Consider the following 18380-nt stretch of genomic DNA (forward strand, 5'->3'; position numbering starts at 1 on the left):
GAGACGACGAGGCAACCATTCAATGTCGTATCTACTGCAACTCGGCCTGATCGGCCTCTGCATCGCGCTGCTGCCGCTGTCGTACGTGTGGGTCAAGGCCGACGACGACAAGTTCCGCAAGCTGGTGTGGATCACCACGTTCCTGACCCTCGATCTCGTGATGTTCGGCGGCTTCACGCGGCTGACCGATTCGGGCCTCGGCTGCCCGGACTGGCCCGGCTGCTACGGCACGTCGTCGCCGTTCATCGCGCACGCCGCGATCACGGCCGCGCACCAGGCGATGCCGACCGGCCCCGTCAGCATGACGAAGGCGTGGATCGAGATGATCCACCGTTATTTCGCGATGGCGATCGGCGTGCTGATCATCGCGCAGGTCGTGATTGCGTGGTCCGCGCGGTTGCGCCGCCGCGCGCTGCACGTGTCGCCGTGGTGGCCGACGAGCCTCTTGCTGCTGATCGTCGTGCAGGGCGTGTTCGGCGCGTGGACGGTCACGATGAAGCTGCAGCCGGTGATCGTCACGACGCACCTGCTGCTCGGCCTCACGCTGCTCGGCACGCTCGGCTGGCTCGCGGCGCGGCAGACGCCGCTGCCGTCGCATGACCCGGAGGCCGGCCGCTACCGCGCGGCCGCGCTCGCGGCGCTGGTGCTGCTGGTCGTGCAGATCGCGCTCGGCGGCTGGGTGAGCACCAACTACGCGGTGCTCGCGTGTACCGACTTCCCCACCTGTAACGGTCAGTGGATTCCGCCGATGAATTTCGAGCAGGGCTTCCATCTGTGGCGCGCGCTCGGCATGACGAAGGATGGCGACGCGATCACGCAGGACGCGCTGGTCGCGATCCACTGGACGCACCGCACGTTCGCGTTCGTCGTGGTCGCGTTCCTGGTCGCGTTCGCGTTGAAGATGCGCCGCTTCGAGTCGCTGCGCCGGCCCGCGAACGGCGTGCTGCTGGTGGTCCTGCTGCAGTTCCTGACGGGCCTGACCAACATCGTGCTGCAGTGGCCGCTGCCGGTCGCCGTCGCGCACAACGGGGGCGCCGCGATCCTGCTGCTGCTCGTCGTCATGTTAAACTTTCGCATCCTTTCAAGCCGCCCCGGCCGTGTCGCGCAGCCCGCGCGCGACGCCGCCCCGGCGTGACCGCCCCCATGCAAAGCACCCTTTCCCAATCGCCCGGTAGCCGGTTTTCTCAGTACATGGCGCTGACGAAGCCGCGTGTCACGCAGCTTGCGGTGTTCTGTGCGGTGATCGGCATGTTTCTCGCGACGCCGGGCATGGTGCCGTGGCATGTGCTGATCGGCGGCACCGTCGGCATCTGGCTGCTGGCCGGCGCGGCGTTCGCGATCAACTGCCTCGTCGAACAGAAGATCGACGCGATGATGCGGCGCACCGCATGGCGTCCGTCCGCGCGCGGCGAGATCACGACCCCGCAGATCCTGCTGTTCTCGGCCGTGCTCGGCAGTGTCGGCGCATGGACGCTCTATACGTTCACGAACCCGCTGACGATGTGGCTGACGATCGCCACCTTCGTCGGCTACGCGGTGATCTACACGCTGCTGCTCAAGCCGATGACGCCGCAGAACATCGTGATCGGCGGCGCATCGGGCGCGATGCCGCCGGCGCTCGGCTGGGCCGCGGTCACCGGCGCGGTGCCCGGCGATGCTTGGATCCTCGTGCTGATCATCTTCGTGTGGACGCCGCCGCATTTCTGGGTGCTCGCGCTGTATCGCCGCAAGGATTATGAAAACGCGGGCCTGCCGATGCTGCCCGTCACACACGGCGAGAAATTCACGCGGCTGCACATCCTGCTGTACACGGTGATCCTGTTCGCGGTCACGCTGATGCCGTTCATCTCGGGGATGAGCGGGGCCGTCTACCTGACGAGCGCGGTGCTGCTCGGCGCGGTGTTCCTCGCGTATGCCTGGAAGATCCACCGCGACTATTCGGATGAACTCGCCCGCAAGGCTTTCCGCTACTCGATCGTCTATCTGTCGCTGCTGTTCGCCGCGCTGCTCGTCGATCACTATGCACGCCCGCTGCTCGGCGTGTAACCGCACGGTTTGAACGCAATGCTCCATTCATGGTTCGGGCGCCGCGCGCGCCAAGGCTGGATGCTCGCGTGCGCATTCGCGGCAGCCACGCTGCTCGCCGGCTGCGACAACGCGCCGAAGTTCCAGAATCTCGACATCACCGGCAACACGCAGTTCGGCAGCGATTTCTCGCTGCCCGACACGACGGGCAAGGTGCGCACGCTCGCCGACTTCAAGGGCCGTGCGGTCGTGATGTTCTTCGGCTATACGCACTGCCCGGACGTGTGCCCGACGACGATGGCCGAACTGTCTGAAGCACTGAAGCAGCTCGGGCCCGACGCCGCGAAGCGCGTGCAGGTGCTGTTCGTCACCGTCGATCCGGAGCGCGACACGCCGGCGCTGCTCGGCCAGTACGTGCCCGCGTTCGATCCGTCGTTCATCGGCCTGCGGCCGGCCGACGAAGCGGCGCTCAAGAAGGTCACGAAGGATTTCCGCGTGTACTACGCGAAGGTGCCCGGCAAGACGCCCGGCAGCTACACGATGGATCACACCGCCGCGAGCTACGTGTTCGACCGCGACGGCAAGCTGCGCCTGTTCGTGCGCGATGGCCAGGGCCCCGGCCCGTGGGTTCACGACCTGAAGCTGCTGGTCGACTGAGCGGCGCGCGCCGCATGTTCGCGCGGGCGTTCGCCCGGCGAAACGCGTGACGGCCGCGACTCGCCGTCACGCATTCTTCCTGTTTCCCTTCGATCTGCATGCGCCGCCTCGCGAGGCGGCGTGCGTGCGCACATTCGCGCGCCGGCGCGCGTTACGGCAGTGCCGGCACGTTGAAGCCCTGCGCGGCACGCGTGATCCGGAATTCCGTCACGCGATACGTCGCGAGCCCTTCGGTCACGAACGGATCGGTCTCGAGGATCGCGTCCAGTTCGTCGCGGTCGATGCGGGCCGCGAGGATCACGCCGCCGTCGCGCGGCACCTTCGGCCCCGCTGCGATGAAGATGCCGCGCTCGAACAGCGGCTGCAGATACGCACGATGGCGTTCGAGCGCATCGTCGATGCGCTCGAGCGACGCGTTGTAGTGGATGTCGATGACGTACATGGATGGCCCTGGAATGTCGCCGGCGCGTCGTGTGCCGGTCAGCCGGTCTTTTTAGCACAGCGGCCGTCCCGTGTCGTGCCGGCCGTCGTGCGTGTATTCAAGTTGTAAGTCTCGTTGCCGTAAATACGGAGGCAACCGTTTGCGCGCGACCGGCCGTTCGCGCGTATCGCGGGCATCGACTTCGACAACAAGGCACGCAGATGAGCAGAATGAGTTTGAATCGCAAGCTGTGGCTCGCGCTTGCGCTGGTATGGATCGGCTTGCTCGGCGTCGGCGCATGGAGCGCATACGAGACGCGCGCGACGATGCTCGCCGAACGCAAGGCAGGCATCGCCAACCTGGTCGACTCGGCGGCCGGCATCGTCAGCGCATATCACGCGCTCGCGCAGAGCGGCACGCTGTCCGAGGCCGACGCGAAGCGCGACGCGCTCGCGAGCGTGGCCGCGATGCGCTACGGCGAGTCGGGCTATGTGTTCGTGATGGATTCGAAACCCGTCGTGCTGATGCACCCGACGCTGCCGAAACTTGTCGGCACGCAGGTCGGCGACTATCTCGACCCGGACGGCAAGCCGCTGTTCGTCACGATCCTGAACGCCGCGAAGGCGACCGGCAGCGGCTTCGCCGAGTATCGCGGGCGGCTGCCGCACAGCGAGACCGCGGTGCCGAAGATCAGCTACGTCACGCGCTTCGCGCCGTGGGACTGGAACATCTCGAGCGGCGTGTTCCTCAAGGACATCGATACCGTCTACTACCGGACGCTGTTCGGCCACCTCGCGGTCGTGTTCGCGATCGGCTTCGCGATCAGCGCGGCGATGCTCGTGATCATCCGCAACGTGCGCGGCAGCCTTGGCGGCGAGCCGGACGAAGCGGCCGCGCTGGCGACCCGCATCGCGCAGGGCGACCTCACGCGGCCGGTGCCGGTGCGCGCAGGCGACGACACGAGCATGATGGCGGCGATGCGCGACATGCAGGCGCGCCTGCAGGCGACGATCGGCGGAATCCGCCAGTCGGCCGAGTCGATTGCGTCGGCGAGCCGCGAGATCGCGTCCGGCAACGACGACCTGTCGCAGCGCACGGAGGAGCAGGCCGCGTCGCTCGAGGAAACGGCCGCGAGCATGGAGCAGCTGACCGCGACGGTGAAGCAGAACGCCGACAACGCGCGGCAGGCGAGCGGGCTCGCGAACAACGCATCGGAGATCGCGCGGGCGGGCAACGACGTCGTCAGTCGCGTGATCGGAACGATGGGCGAGATCGACGACAGCTCGCGCAAGATCGCCGACATCATCGGCGTGATCGAGGGCATCGCGTTCCAGACCAACATCCTCGCGCTGAACGCGGCGGTCGAGGCAGCGCGGGCCGGCGAGCAGGGGCGCGGCTTCGCGGTGGTCGCGGGCGAGGTGCGTTCGCTCGCGCAGCGCAGCGCGACGGCCGCGAAGGAGATCCGCGAACTGATCGTCGATTCGGTCGAGCGCGTGCGTAACGGCTCGACGCTGGTCGGCCAGGCCGGCACGACGATGGGCGAGATCCTGCAGGCGGTCGCGCGCGTGACCGACATCATGGGCGAGATCGCGGCGGCGTCCGAAGAGCAGGCGAGCGGCATCACGCAGGTTGGGCGCGCGGTCACACAGATGGATCAGGTCACGCAGCAGAACGCGGCGCTCGTCGAGGAGGCCAGCGCGGCCGCGGCGTCGCTGCAGGAGCAGGCCGGCCGGCTGCGCGACGCGATCAGCGCGTTCCGGGTCGCCGATGCCGGTGGCCGCGTGCATTGAACGCAACTAACGGCCTGATGGCGGCGTGGTAGCGGCCTGGTCGCGCATCGTTCGCCAGCACCGCTGCGGTGCATACCCATATGAGCGGGATGTATTTCACTTCCGGCCGATCCTGTGACACCATTTGCCCCTTCCTGCGAGTTCGGGGATACCCGTATCGCGCCCCATTTTCAGTTAGCAAGAAAGCGAGAAACAGATGAAGCGTCGCAGTCTCCTGAAGGTATTTTCCGTGCTGGCCACCGGTGCCGCGCTGACGCTGTCGGCGGGCGCGCACGCCGAAGACAAGGTCATCAAGGTCGGCACGGTCGCCGGCCCGGATGCGGAAGTGTGGCAGGTCGTGCAGAAGGTCGCGAAGGAGAAGGAAGGCCTGAACGTGAAGGTCATCGAGTTCAACGACTACGTGCAGCCGAACGCGGCGCTCGATGCGGGCGACCTCGACGCGAACAGCTTCCAGCACCAGCCCTACCTCGACAGCCAGGTGAAGCAGCGCGGCTACAAGATCGTCAGCGCGGGCCTGACCTACATCTCGCCGATCGGCGTGTACTCGAAGAAGTTCAAGGCGCTGAAGGACCTGCCGCAAGGCGCGAAGCTCGCGGTGCCGAACGATCCGTCGAACGAGAACCGCGCGCTGCTGCTGCTGCAGACGCAAGGCGTGATCAAGCTGAAGGCCGGCGCCGGCACGGGCGGCAACAACGCGACGGTGCTCGACATCGCCGAGAATCCGAAGAAGCTGAAGATCTCCGAGCTCGACGCCGCGCAACTGCCGCGCGTGCTGTCGGATGTCGACGCCGCCGTGATCAACACGAATTACGCGCTCGCCGCGAACCTGCAGCCGACCAAGGACGCGATCGCGCTCGAATCGCTGACGAGCCCGTATGCGAACCTGATCGCCGTGCGCGCGAAGGACAAGGATCAGCCGTGGGTGAAGAAGCTGGTCAAGGCGTACCAGTCGCCGGAAGTGCGGGAATTCATCAAGAAGCAGTTCAAGGGCTCGATGGTCGCGTCGTTCTGAACGCCGCACACCGGTCGGACCGCTGAAACGAAAGGGCCTGCCTCGCGCAGGCCCTTTTTCATTGGCGCGGCCGCAGATCATTGCGCGGCGCCCGGCGTTCAGCGCTGGCTCACATCTCGCCGCGCCGCGAGCAGATCGCCATGATCTGCTGGATCGCGTAGTTGTCGCGCACGCCCGGCAGCGACTGCACGACACACTCGTGAAAGCGCCGCTCGCGCGGCAGCAGCATCGCGTTGTTGCGGTACAGCGCGTCGCACGAGCGCTGGATCAGTTGCGCGGCCGCGCCGTTGCGGCTCTCGCGCAGCGCACCCAGCATGCAGTCGTCGTATTGCGCATAGCCGTCGGTCAGCGCGAATGCCGCACCCGGCAGCGCCAGCGCGACGACCGCGCACGCGATCGCACGGATTCCCCGTTTCATGCACGCTCCGTTGGTGTGGATTGGGTCCGCGGACAGCATAACGTAAAGCTGTGAACGCGGCTGACGTGTTGCGCCGGGGCCGGCGCCAAGCGCCGCCGGCCGGGCTTCCCGAGCGTTTCGCAGCGGCTCGGCGGCCGCGTGTGCCGGCCGGACGACCGAAAGCGCGAAGTCAGGTGGTGGTCTGCGGAAATGGTATCCTCGTGCGTTCGCCGCCGCGCGCCTTCCCGGGGCCCGCGCGGGGCCGCTGCCGCCCACACCGTCACCCGGTTGCGCGTGCATCGGCACCTGCATGACGGCGGCGGGAATCCATCATCCAGAACCGACACAAATACGGGGGAGACTCACCCATGAAGCGTTTCAAGATTTTCGCGATCCGTTCGATCACGGCCGGCGTCGCCGCATTCGCGTTCGCGGGCGCCGCGCACGCACAGACGGTCAAGGTGCTGTCGATCGTCGACCACCCGGCACTCGATGCGATCCGCGACGGCGTGCGCGCCGAACTGAAGGCGCAAGGCTACGGCGACGACAAGCTCAAGTGGGAATACCAGAGCGCGCAGGGCAACACGGGCACGGCCGCGCAGATCGCGCGCAAGTTCGTCGGCGACCAGCCCGACGTGATCGTCGCGATCGCGACGCCGGCCGCGCAGGCGGTGGTTGCATCGACGAAGAGCGTGCCGGTCGTCTATTCGGGGGTGACCGATCCGGTCGCAGCCCAGCTCGTGAAGGGCTGGGGCCCGTCGGGCACCAACGTGACGGGCGTTTCCGACAAGCTGCCGCTCGACCGTCAGGTCGCGCTGATCAAGCGCGTCGTGCCGAAGGCGAAGACGGTCGGCATGGTCTACAACCCGGGCGAGGCGAACTCGGTCGTGGTCGTGAAGGAGCTCAAGGAGATCCTCGCGAAGCAGGGGATGACGTTGAAGGAAGCGGCCGCGCCGCGCACCGTCGACATCGGCCCGGCTGCGAAGAGCCTGATCGGCAAGGTCGACGTGATCTATACGAACACCGACAACAACGTCGTGTCCGCATACGAAGCGCTCGTGAAGGTCGCGAACGAAGCGAAGATCCCGCTCGTCGCCGGCGACACCGACAGCGTGAAGCGCGGCGGCATCGCGGCGCTTGGCATCAACTACGGCGACCTCGGCCGGCAGACCGGCAAGGTCGTCGCGCGCATCCTGAAGGGCGAGAAGCCGGGCGCGATCGCGTCGGAAACGAGCAGCAACCTCGAGCTGTTCGCGAACACGGGCGCGGCCGCGAAGCAGGGCGTGACACTGTCGCCGGATCTGCTCAAGGAAGCGAAGACGGTCATCAAGTAAGCCGCGGCCCGACCGCCGCGCTTGCGGGCCCGATCCGGGCCCGAACGACATCGCCGGACGGGCGGCTCCCACCCGGGGCCGCCCATCCGCTTCGCCCGGCCGTATACGTGAGGCCGGGAAGCAACAGGGTTTCCCCATCATGTCTCTGTTCTCGTTTCTGGGCGCGCTGGAGATCGGCCTGATCTTCAGTCTCGTCGCCCTCGGGGTGCTGATCTCGTTTCGCATCCTCAACTTCCCCGACCTGACCGTCGACGGCAGCTTTCCGCTCGGCGGCGCCGTCGCCGCGACGCTGATCTCCGCCGGCCACGACCCGTTCACGTCGACGGTGCTCGCGATCGTCGCGGGCGCGCTGGCCGGCTTCGTCACGGGCTGGCTCAACGTGCGCCTGAAGATCATGGACCTGCTCGCCAGCATCCTGATGATGATCGCGCTCTATTCGGTGAACCTGCGGATCATGGGCCGGCCGAACGTACCGCTCATCACCGAGCCGACGATCTTCACCGTGCTGCAGCCCGACTGGATGCCCGACTACGTGCTTCGCCCGGCGCTGCTCGCGATCGTCGTCGTGGTCGCGAAGCTCGGCCTCGACTGGTTCTTCTCGTCGCAGCTCGGCCTCGCGATGCGCGCGACCGGCGCGAACCCGCGGATGGCGCGCGCGCAGGGTATCGCGACTGGCCGCGCGACGCTCGCCGGGATGGCGCTGTCGAACGCGCTCGTCGCGCTCGCCGGTGCGCTGTTCGCGCAGACGCAGGGCGGCGCCGACATCTCGATGGGGATCGGCACGATCGTGATCGGGCTGGCCGCGGTGATCATCGGCGAGACGCTGCTGCCCGCGCGCCGGCTCGTGCTGACGACGCTCGCGGTCGTGCTCGGTGCGATCGTCTACCGCTTCTTCATCGCGCTTGCACTGAACAGCGAATTCATCGGCCTGAAAGCGCAGGACCTGAACCTCGTGACGGCTGCGCTCGTCACGATCGCGCTGGTGCTGCCGGCGACGCGCAAGAAGCTGTTCGCGCGCAAGAACGGAGGGGCCTGACATGTTGTCCGCACAAGACCTGAAACTCACGTTCAATCCCGGCACGCCGATCGAGACGCGTGCGCTGCGCGGGCTGTCGCTCGAGATTCCCGACGGCCAGTTCGTCGCGGTGATCGGCTCGAACGGCGCCGGCAAGTCGACCTTCCTCAATGCGGTCAGCGGCGACCAGCGCGTCGATTCGGGACGCATCGCGATCGACGGCACGGATGTCACGCGCCAGCCCGCGTGGGACCGCGCGCACCTCGTCGCGCGCGTGTTCCAGGATCCAATGGCCGGCACCTGCGAGGCGCTGACGATCGAGGAGAACATGGCGCTCGCGATGGCGCGCGGCGTGCGGCGCGGCTTCCGGGCCGCGCTCGACCGTCCGTCGCGCGAGCTGTTCCGCGACAAGCTGCGTCTGCTGAACCTCGGTCTCGAGAACCGGCTGACCGACCGGATCGGGCTGCTGTCGGGCGGTCAGCGGCAGGCGGTGAGCCTGTTGATGGCGTCGCTGCGGCCGTCGCGGATCCTGCTGCTCGACGAGCACACGGCCGCGCTCGACCCTAAGACGGCCGCGTTCGTGCTGGAACTGACCGCGCGCATCGTCGCCGAAAGCAAGTTGACGACGATGATGGTCACGCACAGCATGCGGCAGGCGCTCGACTACGGCGACCGCACGGTGATGCTGCACCAGGGGCAGGTCGTGCTCGACGTGTCGGGCGACCAGCGCCGCGGGCTCGACGTGCCGGACCTGCTGCAGATGTTCGAGAAGGTGCGGCACGAGCAGCTCGACGACGACGCGTTGCTGCTCGGCTGACGCGCGGCGGGCGGGCCGGCGCGGTGCGAGGTGCTGCATCGTGCCGGTTTGCGTGAGGGTTGGCATGCCGATCCGGCCGGGTGATTCGGCGCGCGTGCGCCGCATCGGGCCGGATGGTTGGGGCGGGCGTTCGGGCGGCGCGATCCGGCCACGCCCGATCCGGCGCGCCGTAGCATGACGGGGCGCGCCGGCTTTCTCCCCGTTTTTCCTCCGACAAAAGCCGGTTTCGCACCGGCGCTGTGCGATGCGAGCGCATTGCCATATACTGTATATCCATACAGTTGTGGGTGGCGTCATGCTCGCATCCTCCATTTCTCCCGAATCCCTTCATCCATCGCTCTGGCGTGGCTCGCAGCTCGCGCGCGGCGGTCTGCGCACGATCGATACCGGCTTTGCGCCGCTGTCCGCCGAGCTGCCGGGCGGCGGCTGGCCGGTCGGCGGGCTCGTCGAGTTGCTGGCCGCGCAGCCGGGCTGCGGCGAGATGCGGCTGCTTGCACCCGCGCTCGCGCGCACCGTCAGCGCGCGGCGTCCGCTCGCGCTCGTCGCGCCGCCGCAATCGCCGCATGCGACCGCGCTCGCCAGTCTCGGCGTGCCGGCCGACGCGTTGCTGTGGCTGCGCGCCGGTAGTCGCACGGATGCGTTGTGGGCCGCCGAACAGGCGCTCAAGACCGGCTGTTGCGGCGCGCTGCTGCTCTGGCAGGACGCGCGGCCCGATGCGCTGCGGCGCCTGCATCTCGCGGCCGCGCGCACGGGCGACACGCTGTTCGTGATGCTGCGCCCGCTGTCGGCCGCGCGGCAGCCGTCGCCGGCCGTGCTGCGCGTCGCGCTGTATCCTGTGCCGGGCGGCGTGTCGCTCGACATCGTCAAGCGTCGCGGGCCTGCGAGCGGCGAGCCGCTCGTGCTCGACCTGCCGTCGCCCATCGTGGAGAGCCGCTATGCGCGTCTTGCTCGGCATCCATCTGCCGCGCCTGCCGCTCGACGTGTGCGCCCCGCAGCCGTCTGACGCAGCGGCCGGCGGCGCCGGCTGCGCGGTGCTCGAGCAAGGCGTCGTGTTGATCGCCGATGCAGCCGCGCGCCGGCAAGGCGTGCGCGCGGGCATGAAGCGCGGCGGCGTGCTGACGCTCGCGCCCGAGACGCAACTCGTCGAACGCGATCCCGCGCGCGAGGCCGATGCGCTGCGCGCGGTCGCGCTCGCATTGCTGCGCTTCTCGCCGTGCGTCGCGCTCGACGACGAAGCGACGCTGATCGTCGACGTCGGCCCGAGCCTGCGCCTGTTCGGCGGCCTGCCGTCGCTGTGCCGCCAGGTGCGTGCGACGCTCGCGGCGCTCGGTTATGCGGCGCGCCTGTCCGCCGCGCCGACCGGGCGCGGTGCGTGGCTGCTCGCGCGTGTCTCGGCCCGCGCGCGGATCCGGCGCCGGTTGGCCGCCCCTGCGTCGCTGGTTCGCGCGCTCGATGGGCTGCCGTGCGCGTTGCTGCCCGACGCGCGCCCGTATGCGGGCTGGTTCGACGGCCTCGGTTGCCGCACGCTCGCCGATCTGCGTGGCTTGCCGCGCGCGGGGTTGCAGCGCCGCTGCGGCCCGGCGCTGCTCGCCGCACTCGATCGCGCGTACGGCGATGCGGTCGAGCCGCTTGCGTGGATGGCGGTGCCGCCCGTGTTCGACGTGCGGCTCGAATTGCCGGAGCGCGTCGAATACGCGGAAGCCGTGCTGTTCGCCGCGCGGCGGCTCGTCGTGCAGCTCTGCGGGTGGCTGGCCGCGCGGCAGCTGTCGCTGGCCGCGATGACGTTCGATCTCGAGCACGAGCGCGGCCGTCAGGCCGTGCCGCCGACACCGCTCGAACTCGCGTTCGCTGCGCCCGTGCGCGACGAGACGCACTTCATGCGGCTGCTCGGCGAGCGGCTCGCGCGCGTCGAATTGCCGGCCGCGGTGATCGCGGTGCGGCTGAAGGCCACGCGCGTCGAATCGGTCGCGCCGCCGGCCGACGATCTCTTTCCCGAGCCGGGCGGCACGCGCGAGACGCGCGCGCGGCTGTTCGAACTGCTGATCGCACGGCTCGGCGCGGAGAACGTGCTGCGCGCGGCACCCGTCCCCGATCACCGTCCGGAGGCCGCGAACCGCTGGCTGCCGCTCGATGCGCAAGCAGGCAAGCCGGCCGCTGGTCCGCCGGCCGTGCCGCCCCGCCCCGCATGGCTGCTGGCCGAGCCGCAGCCGCTCCTGATGCGCGAGAACCGGCCGGTGTTCCATACGCCGCTCAGGATGATGTCGTCGGCCGAGCGGATCGAAGCCGGGTGGTTCGACGGGCAACTGGCCGCACGCGATTACTACGTCGCGCAAGACGAGGTCGGTGCGTGCTACTGGGTATTCAAGGAACGGGCGGGGAGCGAGTCCGAGCCGCGCTGGTTCCTGCACGGCCTGTTCGGGTGAGCCGTCATGATTGCAGAATTCAGCTGGCTGCCCGATTACGCGGAGTTGTTCTGCCGATCGAACTTTTCGTTCCTGCATGGCGCGTCGCATGCGGACGAGCTGGTCGAGCGCGCGGCCGAACTCGGCTATCGCGGGATCGCGATCACCGACGAATGCTCGCTCGCAGGTGCGCCGCGCATGCATGTCGCGGCGAAGGCGAAAGGGCTGCCGCTCGTCATCGGTTCGTATTTCGAAGTCACGCCGGATGAAGTCGCGCCCGGCCACGATCCGGGCCCCGGCGCGTTCGGGCTCGTGTTGCTTGCGCAGAACCGCGAGGGTTACGGCAATCTTTCCGAGCTGATCTCGTGGCGGCGGATGGCATCGCCGAAGGGCACTTACAAGCTGACGTCGCGGATGCTGTCGGCGCCGCCTGCCGAGTTTGCCCACTTGCGCGGCATGCCCGACTGCTTCGCGATTCTCGTGCCCACGTATCCGGTGCGTGCTGATGTACTCGATGCGCAGGTCGCGTGGTTTCGCGCGACGTTCGGCGAACGGGCGCGGCTCGGGCTCGTGCAGTTGCAGCGCGCGCTGGACGGTGCGCAGCGCGAGGAGATTCGTGCGGCCGGCGCGCGGCGCGGCGTGCGTATCGTCGCGCTTGGCGATGTGACGATGCACCGGCGTTCATGCAAGCCGCTGCAGGACGTGATGACGGCGATCCGCGTCGGGATGCCGGTTTCAGAGTGCGGCTATGCGCTCGCGCCGAATGCGGAACAGCATCTGCGTTCGCGACAGCGGATCGGGCAACTGTACTCGCCGGAGGAGATCGCGGAGACGTGCGCGATTCTCGATGCTTGTCTTTTCGAACTCGATTCGCTGCGCTACGAGTATCCCGACGAGATCGTGCCGCAGGGGCTGACGCCGACGCGCTATCTGGAACAGGAAACCTTCGCGGGGGCGGCGGGGCGTTATCCGCAAGGCATTCCGGAGAAGGTCGAGAAGCAGATCCGCCATGAACTCGACCTGATCGCGAGGTTGAGCTACGAACCGTTCTTCCTGACCGTCTACGACATCGTCAAATACGCGCGCAGCCAGAACATCCTGTGCCAGGGCCGGGGCTCGGCGGCAAACTCGGTCGTCTGCTACTGCCTCGGCATCACCGAGGTCGATCCCGACCAGAGCACGATGCTGTTCGAGCGCTTCATCAGTGAGGAGCGCGGCGAGCCGCCGGATATCGACGTCGACTTCGAGCATCAGCGCCGGGAAGAGGTCATTCAGCATATCTACGAAAAATACGGCAAGGACCGCGCAGCACTCGCGGCGGCGGTCTCGACGTATCGCCCGCGCGGCGTGCTGCGCGAAACCGGCAAGGCGCTCGGTGTCGATCCGATGCTGATCGATCGCGTCGCGAAAGGGCATCGCTGGTTCGACGGCAGTCGCGATCTGCTGCAGCAATTCGCGACGACCGGGCTCGACCCGGCCACGCCGATCATTCGCGCATGGGCCGAACTCGCGGGGCGCTTGCTCAACTTTCCGCGCCACCTGTCGCAGCATTCGGGCGGCTTCGTGATCAGCCGCGGCAAGCTCACGCGGCTCGTGCCGGTCGAGAACGCGGCGATGGACGGGCGGCGCGTGATTCAATGGGACAAGGACGATCTCGAGGCGCTCGGGCTGATGAAGGTCGACGTGCTCGCGCTCGGCATGCTGTCGGCGCTGCATCGCGCCTTCGACATGCGCACGGCGTGGCGCGGGCCGCCGGAGCCGGGTGGTGAGCCGTTCACGCTGAAGCACATTCCGCAGGATGACGAACCAACCTACGACATGATCTGCCGCGCCGATACGGTCGGCGTGTTCCAGATCGAATCGCGTGCGCAGATGTCGATGCTGCCGCGGTTGAGGCCGCGCAACTACTACGATCTCGTCGTCCAGGTGTCGATCGTGCGGCCCGGTCCGATTCAGGGCGGCGCGGTGCATCCGTATCTGAAGCGGCGCAGGATCATGGCCGGCGAAGAGGAGGGTGAGGTCACGTATCCGAGCGATGCGCTCAAGGAAGTGCTCGAACGCACGCTCGGCGTGCCGATCTTCCAGGAACAGGTGATGCAGATCGCGATCGTCGCGGCAGGCTTCACGCCTGGCGAGGCTGACGAGTTGCGCCGGGCAATGGCCGCGTGGAAACGCAAGGGCAACCTCGAGAAGTATTACGACAAGATCGTCGACGGGATGCTCGAACGCAACTACACACGCGAATTCGCCGAGCAGATCTTCGAGCAGATCAAGGGCTTCGGCGAATACGGTTTCCCCGAGAGCCATGCGGCCAGTTTCGCGAAACTCGCCTATGCGAGCAGTTGGCTCAAATGCCACGAACCGGCGATCTTCCTCGCCGCGCTGCTGAACAGCCAGCCGATGGGTTTCTATCCGCCGTCGCAACTCGTGCAGGACGCGAAGCGTCATCGCGTGAAGGTGCTGCCGATCGACGTGACGCAAAGCAACTGGGAAGCCTCGCTCGAAGCGCTGCCCGGCCAGCCGCCGCCGCATGGTCAGCCCGCGGTGCGGCTCGGCCTGTCGCTCGTGCGCGGCCTCGGCGAGGCTGCCGCGCGGCGCATCGAGGCCGCGCGCGCGGCCGGCCCGTTCGAGAACGTCGACGCGCTCGCGCGCCGCGCGCAGCTCGAACGACGCGATCTCGAAGCGCTCGCCGCCGCGAACGCGCTCGCGACGCTCGCCGGCCATCGCCGCGATGCACTGTGGCAGGCCGTCGCCGCGGCACCGGAGCGCGACCTGCTCGCCGCCGCGCCGATCGACGAAACGGAGCAGCCCGTGCTCGGCGCGCCTTCGGAAGCCGACGACATCCTTGCCGACTATCACACCACAGGCCTCACGCTGAACCGCCACCCGGTCGCGCTGCTGCGGCCCGCGTTGCGCGCGCAGCGGCTGTCGTCCGCGGCCGAGTTGCGCGACCGTCCCGATGGCCGGCTCGCGCGCGCGTGCGGGCTCGTGACCGCACGGCAGATGCCGGGCACCGCGAAGGGCGTGATGTTCATGACGCTCGAGGACGAGACGGGCTGCGTGAATGTGATCGTGCGGCCCGAGCTGCTCGCGCGGCAGCGCCGCGAAACGCTCGATTCGCGACTGCTCGCGGCATCGGGCGTGTGGCAGGTCGTCAGCGACGTGAGGCACCTCGTCGCGCAGCATTTCGAGGATCTGACGCCGCTGCTCGGCGGCCTGCGCACGTCGAGCCGCGAGTTCCACTGACACGGCGCGCCGGCACGCCGCCCGCGCGCCGCCGCCGCATGCATACCAGTCGGCCCAACTGGTTCTATTCAGGTATCGTTTCCAGCTTCCCAAGCCTGGGAAATCCGGCCCGGGAACTGTCCCCTTGCATACCAATCCGGGTAAATACCTATCCCGCATCGCTTTGTAAACAAAGGCTTTCTTGCAACTAAAACGCTTGCCGGGCAAGGCTTTCGGCGATTTTCGCGCCACTAATACCAGTTCGTTGACTGGTATTATGGTGGTTATATAATGCGTTCACTTTCGACGGCCCGAGGTCGTCGTCCGACACCCGGAGGCACATGGAAACCGGCTGGTCCGAACTGGCGCCCGATCCCCTCGACGACACGCCGCTGTATCTGCAGCTCGCCCGCAACCTGGCGAGCGCGATTCACGCCGGCGCGTGGCGGGCCGGCGAGGCGCTGCCGTCGGAGCGGCTGCTGTCGGGAACGGTCGGCGTGTCGCGGATCACGGCCCGCCGTGCGCTCGCGCTGCTGGTCGAGCAGGGGCTGATCAAGCGGGCGCGCGGGGCGGGCAGCTTCATCACGCCGCGCGTTGCCGATCCGCTGTCGCGTCTCGTCGGCTTCACCGCGAAGATGCGGCAGCGCGGTTTCGTGCCCGATTCGGTGTGGCTGTCGCGAACGCTGCGCACCGCGAGCCGCGACGAGATCACGCGTCTCGGCCTCGCGCCGGGCGCGACGGTCGCGCGGCTCGAGCGGCTGCGCCGCGCCGACGGCATCGTGATGGCCGTCGAGCATTCGACCCTGCCGGCCGCGGTGGTGCCGGATCCTCAGGCGCTTGGCGCGTCGCTGTACGAATACCTCGACGCGCGCGGGATGACCGTCGTGCGCGCGCTGCAGCACTTTCGCGCGGCGAACGCGACGCACGAGATCGCGAAGTGGATGTCAGTGAAGCCGGGCTCGGCCCTGCTCGTGATCACGCGCATCGGCTACGGTGCCGACCAGCGCGCGATCGAAGTGTCCGAAACGTATTGCCGCGACGACTATTACGACTTCGTCGCCGAACTGAAACGCTGACGCGCGAGACTGCCCGCGCGCCACGCGCGGCGCAACGAAGTACAACGGATTTGCAAATCGCGACGCGGATGTCCGCGTCACCAGATCATCAAGAGAAACGTCATGCTGACTGGCAACATCCTTACCCCCGACGGCTGGATTCTCGGCTCGCTCGACCGCGAGAACGGCCGCATCACCACGCTCGACGGCACGCCCGCCGATCCCGCGAAGAACGATGCGCCGTACATCCTGCCCGGCTTCATCGACCTGCACGTGCACGGCGGCGGCGGCGCCGACGTGATGGAAGGCGGCGACGCGATCGAGACGATCGCACGCACACACGCGCAGTTCGGCACGACGAGCCTGCTCGCGACGACGATGACCGCGCCGCGCGACGAACTGATGCAGGTCGTCGCGAATCTCGGCACGGTCGCGCGCACCCGCACGCCGGGCGGCGCGCGCGTGCTCGGCGTGCATCTCGAAGGGCCGTACATCAACCCCGGCAAGCTCGGCGCGCAGCCGGACGCGGCCGTGTCGGCCGTGCTCGACGAAGTGCTGAAGTACCTGTCGATCGCGCCGATCCGGGTCGTCACGCTCGCGCCGGAAATCGCGGGTCACATCGAGATCATCGGCGAGATGGCCGCGCGCGGCGTGCGCGTGCAGCTCGGCCACTCGCTCGCGACCTACGACGACGCCGTCGCCGCGCTCAAGCACGGCGCATGCGGCTTCACGCACCTGTTCAACGCGATGTCGCCGCTGCATCACCGCAACCCGGGCCTCGTCGGCGCCGCACTCGCGCATGCCGAATACGCGGAAATCATCCCCGATCTGTTGCACGTGCACCCGGGCGCGATTCGTGCGGCGCTGCGCGCGATCCCGCGCCTGTACGTCGTGACCGACAGCACGTCCGCCACCGGCATGCCCGACGGCGAATACCGGCTCGGCAGCCAGCACGTGACGAAGTGCCTCGGCGGCGTGCGGCTGGCCGACGGCACGCTCGCCGGCAGCACGCTGACGATGGACCAGGCGCTGCGCAACCTCGTGTCGCTCGGCCTGCCGATCGCCGACGTGTCGAACCGGATGTCGCGCTATGCGGCCGACTACCTCGGCGTCACCGATCGCGGCCGCCTCGAGCGAGGCGCATGGGCCGACCTCGCCGTGTTCGATCGCGACCTGAACCTCACCGCGACCTACGTCGAAGGAGAATCGATTGTCGAATATGCTTAAGGAAGCGCGCGAGTCCGCCCAGGTCGTCGCCGCGCAACTCGCCGACACCACGCGCGTCGAAGCGCTCGCGGGCCAACTCCTCGATCACCCGCCGGCCGTCGCGCTGACGGTCGCGCGCGGCAGCTCGGATCACGCCGCCAGCTATTTCGCGAGCCTGACGATGAGCCGCCTCGGCGTGCCCGTCGCGTCGCTGCCGATGTCGGTCGCGACGCTGCAGCAGGCGCCGCTGAAGGTGCAGGATCAGCTCGCGATCGCATTTTCCCAGTCGGGCAAGAGCCCCGACCTCGTCAACACGATGGCCGCGCTGCGCGAAGCCGGCGCGCGTACCGTCGCCGCCGTCAACGTCCTGCCGTCGCCGCTCGCCGATGCGTGCGAGCACCAGTTGCCGCTGCTTGCCGGCCCCGAACTGTCGGTCGCCGCGACCAAGAGTTACATCGCGATGCTGTCGCTGTCCGCGCAGATCGTCGCGTACTGGCAGCGCGACGCCGCGCTGATGACGGCATTGCGCGGCCTGCCCGACGTGCTCGCGCAGGCCGGCCGGCTCGACTGGTCGTCGGCCGTTGCCGCGCTCGCTGGCATCGAGCGGATGATCGTGATCGGCCGCGGCCTCGGTCTTGCGATCGCTCAGGAAGCCGCGCTGAAACTGAAGGAAACCTCCGGCATCCAGGCCGAGGCATTCTCGAGCGCCGAAGTCCGTCACGGCCCGATGGAGCTGATCGACCGCGACTATCCGCTGCTCGTGTTCGCGCCGCCGGGCCCGGAGCAGGCCGGGCTGCTGCAGCTCGCGCAGGACATGCGCGCACGTGGCGCGGCCGTGCTGCTCGCGGCGCCCGCCGGCACGCCCGGCGCGACCTTGCCGCTCGCGCAGTCCGCCCATTCGGCGCTCGACCCGATCGCCGCCATTCTTTCGTTCTACGTGATGGCGGCGGATCTCGCCGTCGCGCGCGGCCGCAATCCCGACACGCCGCGCCACCTGAACAAAGTCACCGAAACGCACTGATAG

General features: G+C 68.4%; 16 protein-coding genes. 14 read left to right on the forward strand and 2 right to left on the reverse strand.

All coding sequences use genetic code 11. The annotated features are described in order from the left end of the window. Positions 1 to 22 precede the first annotated feature (22 nt). Genes LGM71_RS28780 through LGM71_RS28790 form a run of 3 tightly spaced genes read left to right on the forward strand, consistent with a single transcriptional unit; the run spans position 23 to position 2682 of the window. Entirely contained in the window at positions 23 to 1135 is a 1113-nt protein-coding gene (locus LGM71_RS28780) for a COX15/CtaA family protein (RefSeq protein WP_124626335.1), read from the forward strand. An 8-nt stretch (positions 1136 to 1143) separates the two neighbouring features. Next, entirely contained in the window at positions 1144 to 2046 is a 903-nt protein-coding gene (gene cyoE / locus LGM71_RS28785) for a heme o synthase (RefSeq protein ID WP_006477738.1), read from the forward strand. 18 nt (positions 2047 to 2064) lie between these two features. After that, positions 2065 to 2682: an SCO family protein gene (locus LGM71_RS28790; protein WP_059599875.1), complete on the forward strand. Its 618-nt coding sequence runs from the start codon at positions 2065 to 2067 to the stop codon at positions 2680 to 2682. Positions 2683 to 2833: 151 nt separating this feature from the next. Here the strand turns inward: LGM71_RS28790 and LGM71_RS28795 are convergent, their stop codons facing one another. Next, a complete protein-coding gene (locus LGM71_RS28795) occupies positions 2834 to 3124 on the reverse strand; it encodes a YciI family protein (protein ID WP_226117714.1) in 291 nt (96 codons plus the stop codon). Between the two features lie 200 nt (positions 3125 to 3324). Here LGM71_RS28795 and LGM71_RS28800 point away from each other — a divergent pair, with 200 nt between their 5' ends. Together LGM71_RS28800 and LGM71_RS28805 are read left to right on the forward strand one after the other, a co-directional pair. After that, positions 3325 to 4893, forward strand: a complete 1569-nt coding sequence (locus LGM71_RS28800; RefSeq protein ID WP_226117716.1) for a methyl-accepting chemotaxis protein — start codon at positions 3325 to 3327, stop codon at positions 4891 to 4893. A 196-nt stretch (positions 4894 to 5089) separates the two neighbouring features. After that, entirely contained in the window at positions 5090 to 5905 is an 816-nt protein-coding gene (locus tag LGM71_RS28805; protein ID WP_059599877.1) for a MetQ/NlpA family ABC transporter substrate-binding protein, read from the forward strand. 109 nt (positions 5906 to 6014) lie between these two features. Here the strand turns inward: LGM71_RS28805 and LGM71_RS28810 are convergent, their stop codons facing one another. Next, entirely contained in the window at positions 6015 to 6323 is a 309-nt protein-coding gene (locus LGM71_RS28810) for a VF_A0006 family four-cysteine protein (RefSeq protein ID WP_059599878.1), read from the reverse strand. 347 nt (positions 6324 to 6670) lie between these two features. Here LGM71_RS28810 and LGM71_RS28815 point away from each other — a divergent pair, with 347 nt between their 5' ends. From LGM71_RS28815 to LGM71_RS28855, 9 genes are all read left to right on the forward strand, one after another. After that, the gene (locus tag LGM71_RS28815) at positions 6671 to 7636 is read left to right on the forward strand and encodes an ABC transporter substrate-binding protein (RefSeq protein ID WP_226117719.1); all 966 of its coding nucleotides are present in this window, start codon (positions 6671 to 6673) and stop codon (positions 7634 to 7636) included. 139 nt (positions 7637 to 7775) lie between these two features. Further along, positions 7776 to 8672 carry an ABC transporter permease gene (locus tag LGM71_RS28820; RefSeq protein WP_059599879.1) on the forward strand — a complete coding sequence of 299 codons (897 nt, stop codon included), beginning with the start codon at positions 7776 to 7778 and terminating at the stop codon, positions 8670 to 8672. A gap of 1 nt (position 8673) precedes the next feature. Next, positions 8674 to 9468 (forward strand): ABC transporter ATP-binding protein, encoded by a 795-nt coding sequence (locus LGM71_RS28825; protein ID WP_226117721.1) that lies wholly within the window; start codon positions 8674 to 8676, stop codon positions 9466 to 9468. A 295-nt stretch (positions 9469 to 9763) separates the two neighbouring features. After that, positions 9764 to 10471: a translesion DNA synthesis-associated protein ImuA gene (imuA, locus tag LGM71_RS28830; protein ID WP_059681656.1), complete on the forward strand. Its 708-nt coding sequence runs from the start codon at positions 9764 to 9766 to the stop codon at positions 10469 to 10471. Beyond that, positions 10404 to 11891 (forward strand): Y-family DNA polymerase, encoded by a 1488-nt coding sequence (locus LGM71_RS28835; protein ID WP_226117723.1) that lies wholly within the window; start codon positions 10404 to 10406, stop codon positions 11889 to 11891. The genes imuA and LGM71_RS28835 overlap by 68 nt, the downstream gene beginning before the upstream one ends. A 6-nt stretch (positions 11892 to 11897) precedes the next feature. Beyond that, positions 11898 to 15116 (forward strand): error-prone DNA polymerase, encoded by a 3219-nt coding sequence (locus tag LGM71_RS28840; RefSeq protein WP_226117726.1) that lies wholly within the window; start codon positions 11898 to 11900, stop codon positions 15114 to 15116. Positions 15117 to 15436: 320 nt separating this feature from the next. Then, a complete protein-coding gene (locus LGM71_RS28845; protein WP_059599884.1) occupies positions 15437 to 16171 on the forward strand; it encodes a GntR family transcriptional regulator in 735 nt (244 codons plus the stop codon). Positions 16172 to 16273: 102 nt separating this feature from the next. Next, the gene (gene nagA / locus LGM71_RS28850) at positions 16274 to 17377 is read left to right on the forward strand and encodes an N-acetylglucosamine-6-phosphate deacetylase (RefSeq protein WP_226117727.1); all 1104 of its coding nucleotides are present in this window, start codon (positions 16274 to 16276) and stop codon (positions 17375 to 17377) included. Continuing rightward, positions 17370 to 18377 carry an SIS domain-containing protein gene (locus tag LGM71_RS28855; protein ID WP_226117756.1) on the forward strand — a complete coding sequence of 336 codons (1008 nt, stop codon included), beginning with the start codon at positions 17370 to 17372 and terminating at the stop codon, positions 18375 to 18377. The genes nagA and LGM71_RS28855 overlap by 8 nt, the downstream gene beginning before the upstream one ends. Positions 18378 to 18380 lie beyond the last annotated feature (3 nt).

This window comes from Burkholderia sp. AU33545 (genome assembly GCF_020419685.1).
In the GTDB taxonomy this organism is placed as follows: Bacteria; Pseudomonadota; Gammaproteobacteria; order Burkholderiales; family Burkholderiaceae; genus Burkholderia; species Burkholderia diffusa.